17 protein-coding genes are annotated in these 19,759 nt (G+C 38.5%); 13 read left to right on the forward strand and 4 right to left on the reverse strand.

From position 1 onward, the window contains the following. Window positions 1-2: 2 nt before the first annotated feature. From FPK91_RS19960 to glmM, 11 genes are all read left to right on the forward strand, one after another. Window positions 3-1,322, forward strand: coding sequence for a hypothetical protein (locus FPK91_RS19960; RefSeq protein WP_144213716.1), 1,320 nt, complete (start codon window positions 3-5; stop codon window positions 1,320-1,322). Window positions 1,323-1,359: 37 nt separating this feature from the next. Continuing rightward, on the forward strand, window positions 1,360-2,226 hold the full coding sequence (locus tag FPK91_RS19965) for a glycosyltransferase (protein WP_144213718.1): 867 nt from the start codon (window positions 1,360-1,362) through the stop codon (window positions 2,224-2,226). A gap of 51 nt (window positions 2,227-2,277) precedes the next feature. Beyond that, window positions 2,278-3,369 carry a glycosyltransferase gene (locus tag FPK91_RS19970; RefSeq protein ID WP_144213720.1) on the forward strand — a complete coding sequence of 364 codons (1,092 nt, stop codon included), beginning with the start codon at window positions 2,278-2,280 and terminating at the stop codon, window positions 3,367-3,369. A 51-nt stretch (window positions 3,370-3,420) separates the two neighbouring features. Next, window positions 3,421-4,653, forward strand: coding sequence for a glycosyltransferase family 4 protein (locus FPK91_RS19975; RefSeq protein ID WP_144213722.1), 1,233 nt, complete (start codon window positions 3,421-3,423; stop codon window positions 4,651-4,653). After that, window positions 4,640-5,239 carry a sugar transferase gene (locus tag FPK91_RS19980; RefSeq protein WP_144213724.1) on the forward strand — a complete coding sequence of 200 codons (600 nt, stop codon included), beginning with the start codon at window positions 4,640-4,642 and terminating at the stop codon, window positions 5,237-5,239. The genes FPK91_RS19975 and FPK91_RS19980 overlap by 14 nt, the downstream gene beginning before the upstream one ends. Continuing rightward, window positions 5,236-5,862: an acetyltransferase gene (locus tag FPK91_RS19985; protein WP_144213726.1), complete on the forward strand. Its 627-nt coding sequence runs from the start codon at window positions 5,236-5,238 to the stop codon at window positions 5,860-5,862. Before FPK91_RS19980 ends, FPK91_RS19985 begins: the two co-directional genes overlap by 4 nt. A gap of 8 nt (window positions 5,863-5,870) precedes the next feature. Next, window positions 5,871-7,046: a DegT/DnrJ/EryC1/StrS family aminotransferase gene (locus FPK91_RS19990; RefSeq protein ID WP_144213728.1), complete on the forward strand. Its 1,176-nt coding sequence runs from the start codon at window positions 5,871-5,873 to the stop codon at window positions 7,044-7,046. 57 nt (window positions 7,047-7,103) lie between these two features. After that, window positions 7,104-8,270 carry a nucleotide sugar dehydrogenase gene (locus tag FPK91_RS19995; RefSeq protein WP_144213730.1) on the forward strand — a complete coding sequence of 389 codons (1,167 nt, stop codon included), beginning with the start codon at window positions 7,104-7,106 and terminating at the stop codon, window positions 8,268-8,270. Between the two features lie 93 nt (window positions 8,271-8,363). Continuing rightward, window positions 8,364-10,295 carry a nucleoside-diphosphate sugar epimerase/dehydratase gene (locus tag FPK91_RS20000; RefSeq protein ID WP_144213732.1) on the forward strand — a complete coding sequence of 644 codons (1,932 nt, stop codon included), beginning with the start codon at window positions 8,364-8,366 and terminating at the stop codon, window positions 10,293-10,295. A 64-nt stretch (window positions 10,296-10,359) separates the two neighbouring features. Then, window positions 10,360-11,238, forward strand: coding sequence for a UTP--glucose-1-phosphate uridylyltransferase GalU (galU, locus tag FPK91_RS20005; RefSeq protein ID WP_144213734.1), 879 nt, complete (start codon window positions 10,360-10,362; stop codon window positions 11,236-11,238). A gap of 188 nt (window positions 11,239-11,426) precedes the next feature. Next, window positions 11,427-12,782 carry a phosphoglucosamine mutase gene (gene glmM, locus FPK91_RS20010; RefSeq protein ID WP_144213736.1) on the forward strand — a complete coding sequence of 452 codons (1,356 nt, stop codon included), beginning with the start codon at window positions 11,427-11,429 and terminating at the stop codon, window positions 12,780-12,782. A gap of 104 nt (window positions 12,783-12,886) precedes the next feature. On the opposite strand, the gene FPK91_RS20015 is transcribed toward glmM, so the two are convergent. The 3 genes from FPK91_RS20015 to FPK91_RS20025 form a co-directional block, all read right to left on the reverse strand. Continuing rightward, window positions 12,887-14,266: an RsmB/NOP family class I SAM-dependent RNA methyltransferase gene (locus tag FPK91_RS20015; protein ID WP_144213737.1), complete on the reverse strand. Its 1,380-nt coding sequence runs from the start codon at window positions 14,264-14,266 to the stop codon at window positions 12,887-12,889. A gap of 225 nt (window positions 14,267-14,491) precedes the next feature. After that, window positions 14,492-15,835: a BamA/TamA family outer membrane protein gene (locus FPK91_RS20020; RefSeq protein WP_227006634.1), complete on the reverse strand. Its 1,344-nt coding sequence runs from the start codon at window positions 15,833-15,835 to the stop codon at window positions 14,492-14,494. A gap of 409 nt (window positions 15,836-16,244) precedes the next feature. Then, window positions 16,245-16,916: a DUF2461 domain-containing protein gene (locus tag FPK91_RS20025; protein WP_144213739.1), complete on the reverse strand. Its 672-nt coding sequence runs from the start codon at window positions 16,914-16,916 to the stop codon at window positions 16,245-16,247. A gap of 330 nt (window positions 16,917-17,246) precedes the next feature. On the opposite strand from FPK91_RS20025, the gene FPK91_RS20030 reads away from it, so the two are divergent. Together FPK91_RS20030 and FPK91_RS20035 are read left to right on the forward strand one after the other, a co-directional pair. Further along, window positions 17,247-17,918, forward strand: coding sequence for a fumarylacetoacetate hydrolase family protein (locus tag FPK91_RS20030; protein WP_144214622.1), 672 nt, complete (start codon window positions 17,247-17,249; stop codon window positions 17,916-17,918). A gap of 171 nt (window positions 17,919-18,089) precedes the next feature. Then, window positions 18,090-19,049 carry a diguanylate cyclase gene (locus tag FPK91_RS20035; RefSeq protein WP_144213741.1) on the forward strand — a complete coding sequence of 320 codons (960 nt, stop codon included), beginning with the start codon at window positions 18,090-18,092 and terminating at the stop codon, window positions 19,047-19,049. A 116-nt stretch (window positions 19,050-19,165) separates the two neighbouring features. Here FPK91_RS20035 and FPK91_RS20040 read toward each other — a convergent pair whose 3' ends face one another. Further along, a complete protein-coding gene (locus FPK91_RS20040; RefSeq protein WP_144213743.1) occupies window positions 19,166-19,726 on the reverse strand; it encodes a CBS domain-containing protein in 561 nt (186 codons plus the stop codon). Window positions 19,727-19,759: the final 33 nt, after the last annotated feature.

Genomic DNA, 19,759 nt, shown 5'->3' on the forward strand with positions numbered 1-19,759 from the left:
TCATGGCCAACAAAGCTAGGTGGTTTTCACTAGTTTTGTTGGCATTTTTCTTTGTTTTTGCTTTTCCGATCCCGATATTTGGTAACTCAGCTTATATCGCACTTGTCATCACGTTAATTCTACTTTTATGTTCTCAAGAGGCGGTGAATCTACTCACCGGCCTTTTACGTAATCGTTTTTTATTATTATCCTTATCCCTTTTAGTGTCGCTTTTTTTAGTCTCGTTTATCACTACGACGCTGCATAATGAATATGATTATGTGATTTTACGCACGATGGCTAACAATATCTTTTCTTTGCTAGGTGCTGCGGCGCTCTCTTGTTTGGTTTATGTATGGGGCAGCAGAAAAAACATCATAGATTTGATGGTGCACATTCTATTTCTTCAGACATTCTTTATTCTTATCATGCTTATCTCACCTGAAATTCGTGACGTAATCCAATCGCTTATTAGAACGGATAGTCAAATGGAGAGAATGGCAACCTATAATAATGTGCGGGGCTTAGGTATATCAGGTTCCGTTGCGTTTGGTTTAGCTATTACCATGGGGTTCCTGATTTTTTTATTACATTATTGGGTGGCTGTTTATAAAGAAAATTTAAGTTCACTGTTTACTTTTACCATATTCATTTTTTGTGTTCTTGCCGCGCTTTCTGCGGGGCGAACTGCTGTGTTAGGTTTTGTTATCGGTTTTGTTTTTTACCTATTCTCCATGTCATTAAAAACCCTATTCAGTAGTAGTTTAAAGCAATTGGTTATATTTTTAGCGATTGTGACGGCTGTAGGGCTCTATATTATGAGTAATGAATTTTTGATGGAAATTGCTTTCTTATATTCTCGATATGTATTTCGGTTCGTCTGGAATTACATGGAGTCAGGATCTTTCGAAGTCAACTCTCTAACCGCTTTAGATAAAATGTATTTTATTCCTCCGATACAAGAAACCCTTCTTGGTTCTGGTCAGTATGTGACGACTTATGGAACACACTATATGCATACTGATTCTGGCTATATGAGGTTTATGTTATTTTTTGGCGGAATAATCAGTTTCTTCATGTATTGCGCTTTTATCTTGATATCTTTTGAGGCATATACTCAAGTGAGAGACGTGATGAAATACAGCGGGATATTCTTTCTTACCTTTGTCTTTATGTCTTTTGTTTTTCAGTATAAAGGTGAGGTCGTTTTTTTTGGTGTGGCTTATATGAAAATTTTCTTTTTGATTACTTTTTATTTTATTATTCTTAAAAAATTAAAAACCGAATCGATAACAGCCAACACGATAAAACCGCTTTCTTTACCGAACTCAGCTTCAATTTAAGTTATCAATACCCAGTTTAATTATTTTAGGTTTTTTTATGTCGCTAGTCAGTGTTTACATACCCACACATAATCGTTCAGATCTACTGATTCGTGCTTTAGAGTCTGTCTTAAGACAAACACATCAACAGATTGAGATTATTATCGTCGATGATGGATCTTTGGATGATACCTATGAGGTTGTTCAAGGATATATACAACATAATACGAATATTATTTATTTAAAGCATGAGCAAGCTAAAGGTGCGTGTGCGGCTAGAAACTATGCATTATCAATTGCACAGGGTGAGTACATTACCGGTCTTGATGATGATGATGAATTTTTGCCACATCATGTTGCTGGGTTACTTAAAGGTTTTGATGCACAATACTCATTTGTTGCTGCGTGCCTCATTGAAGATTCTGGCAGCAATAAAATTGAACGAGTCTTAGATTGTGGTGTGATCAAGCTTGATAGTTTGTTGCATTATAATAAAGTCGGAAATCAAGTGTTTACTTTAACGTCTCGGTTAAAAGCTATTGGTGGCTTTGATGAGTCATTTCCAGCATTTCAAGATTATGACACTTGGGTTCGACTGGTAGAAAAATTTGGTGCAGGGATTAAGATTAAACAAGCAAGCTACGTTTGGCATACGTCACATGAGCAGGCTCGTATTAGTAATTTTCCTACTAAACGCCTCGCAGCATTAAATATGTTCATTACTAAGCATGATAAATTGATGTCAGCTAAGCATAAAAACTCTTTAGAAGTGATGCGCATTAGAATGGCAAGTGAGCCGTTTTCGCTTTACTCGTTTTTTAAGCTTGTTAACTCAGGCAATTTAAAAGCATCCATTGCGCTCTATTTAAACCGCAATTTAACAGCGTTTAAAAAGGTCATTGATCGTTTAAGGTTTGCTAAATAATAAATTAACAAATCTATTTGCAGTTTTAGATCCAAGGTAACCATACTTAAGATGAAAGTCGCTTTATTATCAGCCGCCAATAATGTACATACTGTCAAATGGGCTAACGGTCTTGCATTGCAAGGTGTTGAAGTGCATGTTATTTCTTTGCACCCAATGACACAGAATTTTAATTCCGCTGTCCATATGCACATTTTATCCTTTAAGGCACCGTTTGGTTATTTTTCCAATGTCGTAAAGTTACGCTGCTTACTTAAGAAGATTTCTCCAGATCTAGTTAATGCACATTACGCAACGGGTTACGGCTTACTTTCTGTCTTATCGACAGGACGATACCCTAATATTATTTCACTTTGGGGTAGCGATATCTTTCTGTTCCCTAAGCGTAGCAAGTTTCATTTTTGGGTTTTAAAGAAAATTCTTTCTAGTGCTAATGCGATATTTTCAACCAGTGAATGTATGAAACAAGAGTTGATAAAGCATTCATTTGCACCTAATGTTCCCGTTTTTAAAACGCCTTTTGGTGTCGATGTTGATTTGTTTTCTCCTAACGCTAATGCTCTGAAAAATCGCTCCGCATCAGATAAAGTGATTGTCGGCACGGTAAAGTCATTGAAAGCGGTTTATGGTATTGATGTATTGATAGAAGCTTTCAGTATGCTAGTAAAAAAAGACCCTGTGCTTAAGGCGGAATTACAGATCTATGGCGAAGGTATAGAGCTAGAATCATTACAACAATTAGCTGAAATGCATGGCGTAGCTGATAAAGTGATTTTTGGCGGTTTCATTGATAATAAAAAAGTACCAGAAGTGCTTAACAAATTTGATGTTTATGCTGCTTTAAGTCGCTCTGAGAGTTTCGGGGTCGCTGTGTTAGAAGCTTCTGCTTGTGGGGTACCTGTTGTCGTTTCTGACGCTGAAGGCTTTTTAGAAGTGGTTTCTGACGGGGTAACAGGCTTGATTGTTCCAAAAAATGATCCGGTTGCCGCTCATAAAGCACTTGAAAGCTTAATAGTTAACCCTAAAGCACGGTATGAATTAGGTGAAGAGGGCAGAAAAAGTGTAAAATTGTCTTTTTCAGAAACTGCATGTATTGATATTATGATGAGTGCTTACAAGCAGGTCATCAAGGCCAACCACTAACCAATGTAGTTTCCCATAAAATGTATTAAGTCTTTTATTTAAGGTTGTATTTTGAAAGTTTTGTATCTACATCAGTATTTCGCAACGCCTAATTCCAATGCTGGAACACGTTCGTATGAGATGGCAAAAAGATTAGTTAATCAAGGTAACGAAGTGACCTTTGTGACTTCTTCTGCATATTTGTCTGAAGAGTACGATTTCACTACTGGTTGGAATGACATCGAGATTGAAGGCATAAAACTTAATGTGTTGCATTTGTCTTACTCTAACCGAGACTCTTTTGTAAAACGTATTTTCAAATTCTTACAATTCTCTGCTTTATCAACAATAAAAGCACTGAGTGTAAAAGCTGATGTTGTATTTGCGACGAGTACGCCACTGACCATTGCAATTCCTGGCTTATTTTATTCAAAAATTAAAAAAACACCGATGGTTTTTGAAGTCAGAGACTTATGGCCTGAACTGCCTATTGCTGTTGGCGCGATAAAAAATCCTGTTATTATTAAAATGGCTCAATGGCTTGAAAAATATACCTATCGCAATTCAACGAAGATAGTCGGTCTATCTCCTGGGATGTGCGATGGTGTTACCCGCCACGGTATTAACCCTGAAAATGTGGTGCTGGCGACTAACAGCTGCGATGTCGAATTATTTAACGTTGATGCTGATGTTGGTATTCAATATATTCAAAAAAGCCTTCCTTTCCTTAATGGCAGAAAACTCGTTGTTTATACAGGTACTTTTGGATTGATAAATAATGTGGGTTATTTAGTTGATCTCGCTTTAGCAATGAAAACAACGAATCAGAATATCTGTTTTGTCGCGATTGGCGACGGTATGGAAAAAACATCGATTATTCAGAAAGCGAAAGATGCTGGTGTTTTAGATGATAATTTGTATTTTTTAGATCCTGTGCCTAAAACTGAAATCGTATCTTTATTATCAGCAGCTGATTTGTCGATGTCTCTGTTTGGCGATGTTGAAGCGATGTGGCACAACTCGGCTAATAAATTGTTTGATGCGCTTGCTTCTTCTACACCAGTGGCGATTAATTATGGTGGTTGGCAAAGTGAATTTATTAATGAACATCATTGTGGTTTAGTTTTAGACCCTCGTCAGCATCAACAGTCTGCTAATCAAATATCAGATTTTTTAAATAATAGCGAAACGGTTGAACAGGCAAAACTTAAGTGCAGTTATTTGGCTCAAAATGTCTATTCTAGAGATATTATGGCCACACGTATTGAAAGTGCTTTATTAGGGGCTGTTAATGATAAAACGTAGTGTCGATTTTATACTGTCGTTAATCGCGCTGATTGTGTTCTCGCCAATCATTGTAATCGTTTATTTTAAAGTTAAGTCGAATTTAGGCTCTCCAGTATTATTTTCACAAAACCGACCTGGTAAAGATGGAAAAGTATTTAAAATGTTCAAATTTAGAAGCATGCGCGATGCGTGTGATTCCGAAGGGAATAGCTTGCCTGATGATGAACGTTTAACGCCATTTGGTGAAAAGTTACGCTCATCAAGTATCGATGAATTACCGGGATTATGGAATGTGTTAAAGGGTGATATGAGTCTGGTGGGGCCGAGGCCTTTATTAGTGGAATATTTACCGCTTTATAATGATACTCAAGCGAAGCGACACAATGTAAGGCCTGGTATTACTGGCTGGGCTCAAGTGAATGGCCGGAATGCCATAAGCTGGGAAGACAAATTTGATCTTGACGTTTGGTATGTTGATAACGCATCCTTTTTACTCGATTTTAAAATACTGGTTATGACGATTAAAAAAGTGTTCATTAAAGAAGGTGTTTCAGCTGAAGGTCACGTAACGATTGAGCGTTTCAAAGGAACAAAGGTAAAGTGAAAAAACTCGCCATTTTAGGTGCTAGTGGTCATGGAAAAGTAATTGCCGAGATTGCTGAGTTAACAGGTCTTTGGGATATCTCTTTTTTCGATGATGCTTGGCCAAGTATATCGACAGTTGAACATTGGCCCATTAGTGGCAATGGCGATGATTTAATCACATCAGTATCGGATTTTGACGGCTTTATTATCGCTATTGGCAATAATAAAGTGAGATGGCAAAAGCAAGAGTGTCTATTGCGTGCAGGTGGAAAGGCTATCACGTTAATACATCCAACTGCAGTGATAAGCCAGTACAGTAATATTGGAACTGGAACCGTCATTATGGCGAATGCGGTTGTTGGTTCATTTGCTCGTGTTGGTCATGCTGTTATTTGCAATACAGCGTGTTCTATTGATCATGACTGTGACATTTCAAACGGTGTGCATATTAGCCCAGGCGCTAGACTTGCTGGTCAAGTGACGATTGAACGCTGTTCATGGGTTGGAATGGGCGCTTCAGTAATTCAGCAGATCCATATCGGTAGCCATGTTATTATAGGCGCAGGTTCTACAGTTATACGTAATATTATTGCAAATGACACCGTTGTTGGCTCTCCGGCCAAAAGTGTTATTTCTAAATAGAGGTTTTTGTGCTCAATACCCCATTTTCTCCATGGCCTTGTTTTTCTGAAAACGAAGCTAAAATTGTTCATGATGTATTACTATCTAACAAAGTTAATTATTGGACAGGTCAAGAAGGACGCAAGTTTGAACAAGAGTTTGCTGAATTTGCTGGTACCAAATATGCGGTTGCATTAAGCAATGGGACATTAGCGTTAGATTTAGCCCTCAAAGCACTTGGTATTGGTGCTGGTGACGATGTTATTACTACGCCTCGTACATTCCTAGCGTCGGCATCGTCTATTGTCACAGCGGGTGCATCTCCTATATTTGCAGATGTTGATCTTAATAGTCAAAATATTACTGCTGAATCGATTAGTGCAGTGCTTACGCCTGAAACTAAAGCGGTTATCGTTGTGCATTTAGCTGGAATGCCTGCTGATATGGATAGTATTATGGCGCTGTCTAAGCAACATGGGTTTTATGTGATTGAGGATTGTGCTCAAGCACATGGTGCAAGCTATAAAGGCCAACCCGTGGGTAGCATAGGTCACATTGGTGCCTGGTCTTTTTGTCAGGATAAGATCATGAGCACTGGAGGTGAGGGTGGGATGGTCACAACCAACGATAAGGCGTTGTGGTCGGCAATGTGGTCTTACAAAGATCATGGTAAGAGTTACGATGCCATCTATAATAAGCAGCACCCACCAGGTTTTCGTTGGTTACATGAATCATTTGGTACCAACTGGAGAATGACTGAAATGCAGTCCGCCATTGGACGTTACCAACTCACACAAATGGCTGAGTGGTCGTCTAAGCGTCGTCAAAATGGATTGGCACTTGATTCAGCTTTGTCTAATATCCCACTTGTTAGGTTGGTAGAATTAGATCCACAGTTAGAACATGCGGAATATAAACATTATATTTTTATCAATGAAGCGTTTTTAGCTGATGGCTGGAGCCGCGACCTTATTGTTAATAAAATTAACGAGCAAGGTGTGCCAGCATTTCAAGGAAGCTGTTCTGAAGTGTATTTAGAAAAAGCGTTTGATAATACCCCATGGCGCCCGAAAGTAAGATTAGCTAATGCAGTTAAGCTAGGGGAAACAAGTTTAATGTTCCTTGTTCATCCGACATTAAAGTCTGCCGAGATCGATAAAATGTGTTCAGTTGTTAGAGATGTATTAAAAGAAGCTTCTCTATAATTCTCATTAAAATATGTGACTGAACAAGTTTAAATTGAATTTATTTAAGAGTGAAATATGAAAATTGCTGTTGTGGGTACTGGGTACGTAGGTCTGTCTAATGCTGTTTTACTGTCGCAGTATAATAAAGTCGTTGCGGTTGATATCGTTGCTGAAAAAATTGATCAGATTAATCAAAGAATTTCACCGATTGTAGATAATGAAATTGAAGACTTTCTTACCAATAAAGATTTAGATTTAGTTGCTACAATGGATTATAAGTCAGCTTACAAAGATGCTGATTATATCATTATTGCGACTCCGACAGATTATGATGCCGATACGAACAACTTTAATACATCTTCAGTTGAGTCAGTGATAAAAGATGTTTTAGCTATCAATCCAGAAGCGGTTATGGTTATCAAATCTACTGTCCCAGTGGGTTATACCGATCGTATTAAGGAAGAACTTGGCTGTGATAACTTAATGTTTTCACCAGAATTTTTACGAGAAGGCCGTGCACTATACGATAATCTTCATCCATCTCGTATTATTGTTGGGGAACGTTCAGAACGCGCTGAAGTCTTTGCTAATTTATTGGCCCAAGGCGCAGTTAAAAAGAATATAGAAATATTATTTACTGATTCTACTGAAGCTGAAGCGGTTAAATTATTCTCAAATACTTACCTTGCGTTACGCGTCGCTTATTTTAATGAGTTAGATACTTACGCTCAAACTCACAATTTGAACGCGCGCCAGATTATTGAGGGAGTAGGCTTAGACCCTCGTATTGGTTCACATTATAATAACCCTTCATTTGGATATGGTGGGTACTGTTTACCTAAAGACACCAAGCAGTTACGTGCTAATTATGCTGATGTTCCTAATAATATTATTAGTGCAATTGTTGAGTCTAATACAACACGGAAAGATTTCATCGCAGATTCTATTCTTAAGCGTAACCCTCAACGAGTAGGGATATACCGATTAATTATGAAGTCTGGTTCTGATAACTTTCGAGCGTCTTCAGTGCAAGGCATTATGAAAAGATTAAAAGCCAAAGGTATTGAAGTTGTCGTTTACGAGCCAGTATTAAATGAAGAAGAGTTTTTTCATTCTAAAGTTATTAAGTCACTGGTTGAGTTTAAACAAACCTGCGATGTCATCGTTTCTAATCGTATGGTTGATGAAATACGCGATGTCGAAGATAAAGTCTATACTCGGGATCTCTTTGGTTCAGATTAATTTTCAAAAAATTTATTTGTTTTAAACTGTAATCATTAAAGTCACATAGTTAATTGGTCGTCTATGTTTTTTATAAATTTTAAGGAGCGAAAAATGGATTTTTTGCATAAGCTATTTTTGTTACCTCGTGGGCAAAAAAGAATGGTGAGCCTATTAGTTGACTCAATATTTTTAATTTTTGCTTTTTGGTCTGCAATGTTTGTTCGCTTGGAAAATTTTTCTGTCATTACAGATAGCTCTTTATGGGGTGTTATCTTACTTGCAATACCCATTAGCTTATTTGTATTTACTAAGTTAGGCCTTTATCGCGCTATTTTAAGATACATGGGGCTGCAAGCTCTTGTGGCTATTATCTCTGGAATGTTGGTGTCTACACTTGCCCTCATCATTGTCTCATTTTCATTTTCTGTTGATATTCCTAGAACTGTTCCAGTCATTTATATTGCATTTTCATTAGTGTTAATTGGTGGCTCTCGTGCTTTAGTTCGCTCTCTTGTCGGTACCGGCATTAAACGAGTTGGTGAACCCGTCATTATTTATGGTGCCGGCGTTAGTGGGCGGCAGTTGCTTACATCTTTAGTACTAAGTCATGAATATTATCCATTTGCTTTTGTAGATGATGATAAAACATTACACGGCACTGTTATTCAAGGGGTGCATGTTCATTCTCCTTCTATCATTCGGAAGTTAATTAAACAAAAATCAGCAACCAAAGTGTTGTTGGCTATGCCAAGTGCTAGTCGCTCGCAACGCAGAGAAATACTTAATGGTTTGGAGTCTCTATCAACGCAAGTGTTGACCATACCGGCAATGGCTGATTTGGTTAGCGGAGATAAACTGTTTAGTGATATTAAAGAAGTAGAAATCGAAGACCTCTTAGGCCGAGATTCAGTTTCTCCACATCAAGATCTATTAGTTGCGAACATTAAAAACAAAGTTGTTATGGTGACTGGTGCTGGTGGGTCGATAGGATCTGAACTTTGTAGACAAATCTTAAAGCAAACACCTAAAAAGCTCATTCTTTTTGAGGTGTCTGAGTTTTCATTATATGCCATTGAAAGAGAGTTAAGTGCAACAGCCAAAGAGCTAAGTTTAGATGTTTCAATTTTACCTTTAATAGGGTCGGTTCAACGAGAGAATCGTGTTCAAGCGATTATGGAGTCTTTCGGGGTTCAAACTGTCTACCATGCCGCGGCATATAAACATGTACCTTTAGTTGAGAGTAATGTCGTAGAAGGTATTCGGAATAATGTATTTGGTACTCTGTACACTGCAAGGGCTGCAATTTCAGCTAAAGTAGAAACATTTGTTTTAGTCTCAACAGATAAAGCTGTTCGCCCTACAAATGTTATGGGCACAACTAAAAGAATGGCTGAACTTGTTTTACAAGCCTTTGCTAAGGAAAGGAATAATACACGTTTTTGTATGGTTCGATTTGGCAATGTACTTGGTTCTTCTGGCTCAGTAGTCCCGCTTTTTAGAAAGCAAATAGCAAGTGGCGGACCTGTAACAGTTACTCATCGAGAAATAACACGTTTCTTCATGACTATTCCTGAAGCTTCACAACTTGTGATTCAAGCTGGTGCTATGGGGAAAGGCGGTGATGTGTTTGTTTTAGACATGGGGAAATCGGTTAAAATAGTAGATTTAGCCAGTAAAATGATTCGATTGAGTGGTTATGAAGTACGTGACGAGTTTAATCCTGATGGTGATATAGGTATTGAATTTACGGGATTGCGTCCTGGTGAGAAACTGTATGAAGAGTTGTTGATCGGTGATGATGTTACCGGTACAGAGCATGAAAGAATCATGACAGCGAATGAGCTTTGTCTCACTTGGGAGGAATATTCTAAAATACTTGAACGTTTGGATTCTGCTTGCCATGCTTTTGACCATGAGACAATTAGGCATATATTATTAAATACACCAACAGGCTTTGCTCCTACAGATGGTATTTGTGATTTGCTTTATAAACAAACAGAAGCCAATATTTCTACAGCTCGAAATATTATTAATTTAGTATAATGTTAATTTAGTGTAATGTTAATTTTTGTTGAGTTTAGTGATAAAAATTAAAACAAGGATTTTTATGAAAGTAGTGATTCCTGTCGCAGGGCTTGGCACTAGGATGTTACCCGCGACCAAAGCGATTCCAAAAGAGATGTTACCTATTGTCGACAAGCCACTTATTCAATATATCGTCAATGAATGTGTTGCTGCTGGCGTTAAAGAAATTGTACTCGTTACCCATGCTAGTAAAAATGCTATTGAAAACCATTTTGATAAGTCTTATGAGCTTGAGTCAACACTTGAAAAACGTGTAAAACGTCAGTTATTAGAAGAAGTACAGTCTATTTGTCCTAAAGATGTTTCGGTTATTAGTGTCCGCCAGGGCGAAGCTAAAGGGTTGGGCCATGCAGTGCTATGTGCTAAGTCTTGTATAGGGAATGAGCCATTTGCTGTGGTGCTTCCTGATGTTATTTTGGATGAATATACTGCAGATCAAAAAAATGACAATTTAGCGGCGATGATAGCTCGTTATCGTACTAGCTTTGCAAGTCAAATTATGGTTTCACCAGTACCTGATCAAGAAGTAAATAAGTATGGTATCGCCGATTGTAATGGTGATGACATCGCACCTGGTGAATCCGCTAAAATTATAGCGATGATAGAAAAACCAGCCATTGGAGCTGCACCATCAAATTTAGCCGTTGTTGGTCGTTATGTGCTATCTGAAAAAATATGGGCTTTGTTAGCCAAAACACCACCAGGCGCAGGTGACGAAATTCAGTTAACAGATGCTATTGATATGCTAATTGAACAAGATACCGTCGAAGCGTTCAATATGACGGGTAAATCACACGATTGTGGAGATAAACTAGGTTATATGAAGGCGTTTGTGGAGTATGGACTTCGTGATGCTAAGCTTGGGAATGATTTTGCTGAGATCATTAAAAATTTAGTTTAATTTTTATTTTTCAATAAAACCAACTTCTAAAAAGTTGGTTTTTTTGTTTTTATAGTACATAAAGAAACTCTGGTTTTTCATTAGTATTCAACTTTGCTTGAACATGCTGTTTGTTTTTCATATATAATTATTCCCCATAAAAGCGTTATATTATTTGCCAAATTAATATTTGGTTTATCGGAGAAGTTATGTCTCGTAAGTATTTTGGCACCGATGGTGTGCGTGGGAAGGTGGGTGAGTTTCCGATTAACCCCTCTTTTGCTATGAAATTAGGTTGGGCTGCAGGAACGGTTTTAGCGTCGGCAGGCACCAAAGAAGTGATTATTGGTAAAGATACTCGTATTAGTGGCTACATGTTAGAAACAGCCATGCAAGCAGGATTTTCTGCTGCTGGTATTAATTGTGCTTTAGTCGGCCCTATGCCTACACCTGCGATTGCGTATTTAACCTCTACTTTTAGAGCTGATGCGGGTGTGGTGATTAGTGCATCTCACAATCCTTTTTATGACAACGGTATAAAGCTTTTTTCAAATTCAGGCACTAAGCTTAATGATGCCCAAGAATTAGAAATTGAACAGTTACTTGATCAAGCAATAAACCATGATGCAATGAAATGTGTTGATTCCGCTAAGCTTGGTAAAGTTCGCCGCATTAGCGATGCTGCTGGTCGATATATCGAGTTTTGTAAGGGAACTTTCGATAAGAATAAATCGCTTGCTGGATTAAAAATCGTTGTCGATTCAGCAAATGGCGCGGCTTACCATATCGCTAAAGAAGTTTATGCCGAGCTTGGTGCAGAAGTGATAAGTATCAATGATAAACCTGATGGTCTGAACATTAATGAACGCTGTGGTGCAACACACCTTGATAGTTTACAAACTGCAGTTATGGTGCATGAAGCTGACTTAGGCATTGCCTTAGATGGTGATGCAGATCGCGTGATGTTTGTTGATCATAATGGCCATGTTATTGATGGTGATGAAATCATCTTTATTTTAGCGCAAGCTTTTCAAAGTGCTGGTGAGTTAGACGGCGGCGTTGTTGGCACCTTAATGTCAAACCTTGGTTTAGAATTGGCATTAAAAGAAATGGGTATTCCGTTTATACGCGCTAAAGTTGGCGACCGTTATGTTGTTGAGCAGTTAAAAGAAACCGGTTGGATGCTTGGCGGTGAAGGTTCTGGCCATATCTTAAGCCTAAAACATACCACCACAGGTGATGGTATTGTGGCGTCATTGCAAGTGCTTGATGCAATTATTGAGTCAGGTAAAAGTTTAGCAGAAGTTAAATCAGGCATGACCAAACTTCCTCAAGTACTTATTAATGTTCGCCTAAGTGCTAATAATGCAGATGAAATCATTGCTTCTGAAGCTGTCCAGCAAGCAGTCAAAGCGGCTGAGGTACTTATGGGGGATAATGGCCGTGTACTTCTGCGTAAATCTGGCACGGAACCATTGATTCGTGTAATGGTTGAGTCTACTGATACTGAGATGACTCAAGCTCAAGCACAATCTATTGCCGATGCAGTACAAGCCATAAGTTAGTTATCTTTTTGCTCTGTAACTTAATACATACATTCTAGCTTCAAAAAAGGCCTTTGCAATTAATTGCAAAGGCCTTTTTATAAATGGTTAATATATAATTCAAACTAATTTTTCTTGATCATTCTCGCCACATACATACCATCACTATTCGCTTCATATGGCCAAACCGTGACATGTTGGTGCTGTTTTTTAGTGAATGGATGTTCGCTCATCACTAATTTAAAATCGGTATTTTGTTGTAAAAACTGCTGAACGACTTGTTCATTCTCAAGTGTTGATAATGAACAAGTGGCGTAAACTAGTCTTCCGCCAGATTTTACCGCTTTTGAACTGCGGGTGAGAATATCTAATTGCAGTGCAGGTTTATTGTCAACACAGCTTCTATCATCAATCCAGCGCATATCAGGATTTCTTCGCCATGTGCCAGTGCAGCTACATGGTGCGTCAACGAGTACGCCATCAAAGTGTTCTTTGGTTACAGGCAAATCATCACTTTTCCAGCGAGCAACAGTGATATTGTCAAAGTTTGCGCGTCTAGCACGCTTTTTAAGCTCTTCTAGGGCTTTTGAGCGAATATCTGAGGCAGTGATGCTGCCAGTTACGTTGGTGTCACTAGCGGCATTTTGCAGCATCAGTGAACGTAGTTGTAATGTTTTACCACCTGCGCCGCTGCAGGTATCCCACCATTGCTCGTTGGCTTTAGGCTGACACGTATTACCGATAACTTGTGATGCCAAATCTTGTATCTCGAGGTTGCCTTGCTTGTAAAGTGTGACCTCATTGAGATTAATACTTTTACTACCCAGACTTAATGCATCTGCAAAATAGTCACTTGCTTGCGCATCGATACTGACAGCTTGCAATTGGGCCACTGCGGTTTCAGTTTTAATGCTTTGCGCTCTTGCCCATATTGGTGGGCGGCTGCTCATTGCTTCAATTAATTGTATTTTGTTGGCTTCATTATCTATTGGACACACATCCCAAAACCAATCCGGCAGGAGTTGGGATTCTTGGAATTCAATGCTATTAAATAATTGGCAAATAAGAGCATTTTTTTGAGTGACACTCAAAGGGGATGAAGAGGGTAACTCCGCAGCTTCAATGACTTTGTTGGCGTATTCATTTTGCTCTGCTGTAAAGTCACCAAAGTGTTGCCAGCCATTAGCAAACGGTCGCCACTGATGCTGCTCAAGCAAGGCACAAGCGCTCAGCATTTGATACCAGGTTTGCTGTTCATGTTGAGAACCTAATTGCTTTAACCAGCCCCACCAACGAAATAATCCAAATAAGGTTTCACGGATCACTCGGCGATCCTTCGAACCATGTTTTTTATGTTCACGGAAATAGTTAGCAACAATCCTATCAGCAGGCATTTTGGAATCTAATACTTCATCGAATAACTTTTTGATGGTGGCAGAATAGCTAAACGCTCTTTTTTCTGCGGGGGTATTAGCTTGAAGATGGGGTTGATTAACTGTGTCCATGACTCACTCAGGTTGGCTTTGCAGCACAATGGGATAATTGTGCTGCAGTTTACCATGAGTGCCATAGCGGTTAAATCAATAGCTGTTAAATAAACTCAAGTGTCATCATCAGTTGTTTGAAGAACGATGAAAAGTATTTCGCCATGATGTCGAATTGGTGATTTTGCTATGAACTCTCAGTAAGTTTCTAATATAGTCTGGAATTCGGATCAGTTTAATAACGTTTTAAAAAGGGTGGTCAACCATTACCCAAGCATTTGTGCCTTCTTCTGATTGAGCGACATCAAGTCTCACCACTATGCCAGCAGTTAATGCCCGCAGTGATAAACCGTAATCAAATTTTAAATCTGTTAATAATTCATCAGCGGTATAAGATTCACCGACTCTGCCGGCTTCAACAAAGCCAACAAGTTGAAACCAATCAAGTCGTAAAAACTTAAGCCAGTTGATGTTTTCAATGGGGTTATTTTTAAAGGTGTAGCGGTATTCTGCCGTGCCATATATTGAAGCTTTATCATGGAAGCGCTTATTGTCATAACCTCGCATACGATAAAACCCACCGAGTGTCGCCCCTTCGCTATAAGGTGCGCCATTGACGACTTTTCTGGCACCGAGATTATTATATTCAAGCTCCCAAGTGGGTGAATAGCCAGTCCAAAAATTGAGTGCTAAGATACGCTGTGAAGCATAATCTGAACTGCCAAATGAAAAGTACTTACTGGCTTCGAATTGAATAAATGTCCATTCATTTTCTGAATCAAACCAACCAGCATCATGGGAAATTGATAGATATTGTGAGCTACCCATACTGGGGTTGACTGAAAAATCAGTATTGTCATAAAGTAAACCAAGTTCAACGGCGTGAATGGTTCCATCTAGTAATGAATCTTCAAACTCATAGCTTTCGTAGCGATTAAATTGCCTTAAAATTGCCACTGTCGCCCCAGATTCTAGCGGGTTCCAGATTTCTCCGCCTGTGGGTGCTGAAGTCAGTAAACCACGGGTTAACTCATAGGTGACTTCGCCACTATCACGAGTTGCTCCTATGGGAAGAGTGTATTCTAGCTTTATATCCCACCAGTTTGACGAGCCATCGGCTTGTAAAAAGTCTTCATTTGATGAGTCATTACTGCCTGGAAGAGCTGTATTTGCAGGGATGTAATCAAGTCCACCGCCGGCATAGGCTTTTTGCTCTGGGTAATAGCCTAAAAAGCCTTGCACACTCAAAAAGAATCGCTCAGTTTTTGGTAGTTTATAATTCCACACACCTGCGCCAATACCATAACTGACATCACCACCATAGACGGTACCGCCAATCGTCATCTGCTCTTGCCCATAACCACTGATCATGGTGCCAACACCGATATTGACTCCCATTGAGTCAGTGCTGAAAATATAAGGTAGTAATAATTCTTCTGCACCAAATTTGGGTGATTCAGATCTATTCACTACGGTTTTTACGTTTGCTGGGGCACTAAGAACTGAGAATGGTATGACGAGGAGCATTGCTGAAGAAAGTGCCGTTAGGCATTGCTTTTTTGACGCTTGAAAACTGCATTCTTTCATCATCAGTGAGCCTTTTAAGTCAAAGATACATAGATAATTACCTATATATTTAAAGGTATTGGGCAAGGTATATGAGTTTGTGGTTCATCTTCTATATCGACTAATATAGATGACTATACAGAGTAAATATAGCCAAACAGCACAATAAAGGTAGTCAATTGGTTAATATTGTTGAGGTTTGTTGAACTTTAATACATCAAAAGGAAAGCGATGAGAGACGAGCATTTTTGCTGATTTTTCTAATCTTTTTTCTAATCAGTTTCTCTAATACTTTCAATGAATGAACTTCAAATAGCTATTCATTAATAAAGTATAAGTCTTGGTGACAGTGACAGTGACAGTGACATCGGCTGCAACTGCTATCGCCGCTGTCATCTTTGATGTTTATGATTGATGTTTATGCTTAATAGTCTTAAAAATCCAGGTCTAATGCAAAACATAAATAGCCCATCAGGCTGGTGACCTGTTTAAATTCTGCTGCACAATATTCTACAAATTCTTCGCTACAAACCTGTTCAAGCGTAATGGGTTTAATCGCAATAAAGTCTTTGCGTTTTAATTCGTCAATCAATGGATGTTCTTTATCAAAACCCCTTGGCGGTCTAATCAGGCTATCCCCCGATAATTCAAAGCCTGCATTTGCCAAATCGGAGAGTGCTTTTTTATAACCATTCGGGTTCTCATCAATACAATGACGAATGGCATTCAATGGTTTCGATTCTGGGTGCCAAATTCCAGCAGCAAGGAAACAGCCGTCATTGGCTAAGTGAAGATAAAGCCCTGGGGCATGGACATCTTTGCCTTGAAAATGTCTGAATTGGATACCTACATTGAGTTTATATGGGCTTTTATCTTTACTAAACCGACTATCTCTTTGTGGTCGCATCATACTGCCACCGACTTTTTTAGGTACCGCGGTTAAACGTGGCGATATGCTGAGTATATGGCCTTGCATGGCCTCAATAAATTCAAGTGTCGGAGTTCGAACTAAATCTTCATAGGTTTGTTGGTTTTGTTTAAACCATTCACGATCGTTGTTATCTGCCAATAGGGTTAAAAAATCAAAACTTTGTTGAGAAAACATATCATTGCCTATTTTGTATTTATCACTAATTGTGCCACAAAATAGTTACCTTTCCATCTTTAGGCTATTTGTTAACTCCGTTTCTGGAGCAATAGGTCACCATAGTCTGTCATTAACTTGAGTGACGACATCATAATCTCATGTGACTTGAGCAGTTTTTACAAATTGACTAAGCTAGGGTGTCTTTTTACATTATGATTAGAGCGCTTAATTATTTGAGCGTTTAATTATTAGAACATTTGAGCTGTTTGTTTTATCAAAAGGAAATCAGCTTGTTATCCCAAAGGAATCAATGTGGCCTTAAATACCGTTAATCAAATTAATTCGTTAATCTCTCCTGCAGAAAAAAACTCAACAACGGCAGTTACGCCTTCAAAAGTCGTCTGTATAGGTCGCAATTATGTTGATCATATTAAAGAGTTGGGTAATGAAGTGCCTAGCGATATGGTGGTATTTTTAAAACCTAACTCTGCAATTGCTGAAGAGCTAATCGCGTTTCATCAAGAGCCTATTCATTATGAAACTGAGTTGTGTTTTTTGATTAAGGATGGTGAGTATTCAGCGGTCGGTATTGGACTCGATTTAACTAAACGTGCAATGCAATCTTTGCTAAAACAGCAACAGCTCCCCTGGGAACGTGCTAAAGCATTCAATGGGTCTGCGGTATTCAGTGACTTTATTCCGCTTAATTTATTAGATAAAAAAGCCAGTAGTCATTGGTGTTTTGAATTATCAATAAATGGCAAAGTAATACAAGTTGGTCATAGTGATTTAATGATGTACAGCGCAGAAACGATTAAGAAGTCTGTCGCTGAGTTTATCAGTTTAGAAGATGGCGATATCATTATGACGGGTACACCAAAAGGCGTTGGGGTTGTTAACGAAGGTGATGTATTTAAGGTCCGTTTATGGACTGGCATTGAGTATATCAACAGCGATTTGTTGTTACACAACATGTTAAGCAATCAACCCAATTTAACCCATCAATGGATCGCAAAATAATTGTTTTACGTTAATGTGTTAGATCCTTTGCTAGCCTTAAAGCCCTAAAGAGGTGATTTCCATATTTAGGGTCTATACTTCTTTGCAAGTAGAACTAAATTCAAATTTGCTAAAAGGAGAAATAGTCTTTTTATTGACTAACTAATTAGCTAAAGCGAGTGGCTAATTAATATGAATTTTCCTAATACCTGTATCGAAAAATATTATCGCTTATATCAAGATCTACTCAACTTCTCCGGTTTGTCGTGGTGGTTGATTGATTTGTCGGAAGACAGCGACACCTTCTACTGTAATCAAAGCATGTGCGAAATGTTTTCTTTAGAAAAATTGCTTACCCATCATTGCGTAGAAAAAACCTTTCCTATTGCCGGAGACTACAATAAAAATATCGCATTGAAAGATGCTAAAAAATCACAACAAATTTTTGATGAATATCATAGCTTGAAGAATGGTGACATTGAAGAGTTCCATAATCGTTTTCCTTACTATGATGCAAAACTAGATGAAGTGTTTTATTTCACAAGTATGGCGCGTGCAATTTTGAGAGATGATTCAGGTAAAGCCATTATCCTATTTGGCATTATTGAATATGAGCGAATAAGTACAACCTTATTTAAGTTATCCAAATTAGATTGCTTAACCGGATTAAACAATCGCCGAGAGTTTGATTCTCATCTCGATTTTATTATTAATCTCGCTCGCAGAGAACAACAAAAAGTCACCCTTATAATGTGTGATATTGATTGTTTTAAACTATACAACGATTTTTTAGGCCATTATCAAGGCGATCAATGTTTGATTAAGGTTGCTAAGTGTATTGCACAAACCTGTCACCGCTCCACTGATGTTGTTTGTCGTTATGGTGGTGAAGAATTCGCCATAATTTGTTATGGCGAGCTTGATGATTCTGCTCAACTTGCTGAAGATGTAAGACAAAGTGTCTTTGATCTAAACATGTCACACCCCCAGGCATCTGATGCTATGGTAACCTTGAGTGTTGGGTTTGCGACTATTGTTCCTCAAACAATAACAACAGCAAGAGAGCTAATTGAAAAGGCTGACACTGCACTGTATAAAGCCAAAGATAGCGGAAGAAACCTATGTGTCGACTTTAATTATCAAGTGGTTTGAGGCTAATGTGGCAATAGCACTATTATTAGTGCCCCCTTAACTGCCGTGATTGTTAACGTTCACTTGTTTGAAATTTGGCTATTTATCCTAAGTCGCCTATGGGCTTAACTAGATTATCAATGCGCAGATTTTGATATTTCGCTAAATGAAGGACGCTGGTGGATTTCAATAGGGATACTTAGTTTTCTTGCTAGATCGCTTGCGGCAATTAAACCGCGAATATGATGCTGTTTGTGATCGATGACGAGCATATGGTGTAAATTATTCTCTTTTAGAATACGTACCACATCGCTGACTTTTGCTGTCGCAATTTGCTGATAATCTAAGGCTTGTATATCTTCTCTTTTTACCATCATGTCAGTGACGAGTAATTCATCAATAGTGTTTTCCATCTTTTTAGCTTTCACTAATAAGTGATGTTGTGACAGCTCTTGCATTGTGATGACACCAACAAATTTATCATCTTTATCCACCACTAACCTCATATAGGCATGGGTCTTTTCCATTATTTTGGCCGTGCCAAGCGCGCTGGTTGAAACATCAACGACAATGGGTCTGGCGATATCAAAGTCTGTAAAAATATCTAATGCTGGAGAGTCTAGCTGGGTTGGTTGGGCTTTGTTTGACCATAATAAATGATCGATAGAAGCGGTACTAAATAGTTCTAAATTTCTCATGAGTTCACTCCGATGCGTAAGCTAATTGGCTAT

The organism is Shewanella donghaensis, assembly GCF_007567505.1.
GTDB classification, from domain to species: domain Bacteria; phylum Pseudomonadota; class Gammaproteobacteria; order Enterobacterales; family Shewanellaceae; genus Shewanella; species Shewanella donghaensis.

Excerpts from the sequence above, each read along its gene's own strand:
- FPK91_RS19960 (WP_144213716.1), top strand. The coding sequence starts at position 3 with ATGGCCAACAAAGCTAGGTGGTTTTCACTAGTTTTGTTGGCATTTTTC.
- FPK91_RS19965 (WP_144213718.1), top strand. The coding sequence starts at position 1,360 with ATGTCGCTAGTCAGTGTTTACATACCCACACATAATCGTTCAGATCTA.
- FPK91_RS19970 (WP_144213720.1), top strand. The coding sequence starts at position 2,278 with ATGAAAGTCGCTTTATTATCAGCCGCCAATAATGTACATACTGTCAAA.
- FPK91_RS19980 (WP_144213724.1), top strand. The coding sequence starts at position 4,640 with ATGATAAAACGTAGTGTCGATTTTATACTGTCGTTAATCGCGCTGATT.
- FPK91_RS19995 (WP_144213730.1), top strand. The coding sequence starts at position 7,104 with ATGAAAATTGCTGTTGTGGGTACTGGGTACGTAGGTCTGTCTAATGCT.
- FPK91_RS20000 (WP_144213732.1), top strand. The coding sequence starts at position 8,364 with ATGGATTTTTTGCATAAGCTATTTTTGTTACCTCGTGGGCAAAAAAGA.
- galU (WP_144213734.1), top strand. The coding sequence starts at position 10,360 with ATGAAAGTAGTGATTCCTGTCGCAGGGCTTGGCACTAGGATGTTACCC.
- glmM (WP_144213736.1), top strand. The coding sequence starts at position 11,427 with ATGTCTCGTAAGTATTTTGGCACCGATGGTGTGCGTGGGAAGGTGGGT.
- FPK91_RS20015 (WP_144213737.1), bottom strand. The coding sequence starts at position 14,266 with ATGGACACAGTTAATCAACCCCATCTTCAAGCTAATACCCCCGCAGAA.
- FPK91_RS20020 (WP_227006634.1), bottom strand. The coding sequence starts at position 15,835 with ATGATGAAAGAATGCAGTTTTCAAGCGTCAAAAAAGCAATGCCTAACG.
- FPK91_RS20025 (WP_144213739.1), bottom strand. The coding sequence starts at position 16,916 with ATGTTTTCTCAACAAAGTTTTGATTTTTTAACCCTATTGGCAGATAAC.
- FPK91_RS20035 (WP_144213741.1), top strand. The coding sequence starts at position 18,090 with ATGAATTTTCCTAATACCTGTATCGAAAAATATTATCGCTTATATCAA.
- FPK91_RS20040 (WP_144213743.1), bottom strand. The coding sequence starts at position 19,726 with ATGAGAAATTTAGAACTATTTAGTACCGCTTCTATCGATCATTTATTA.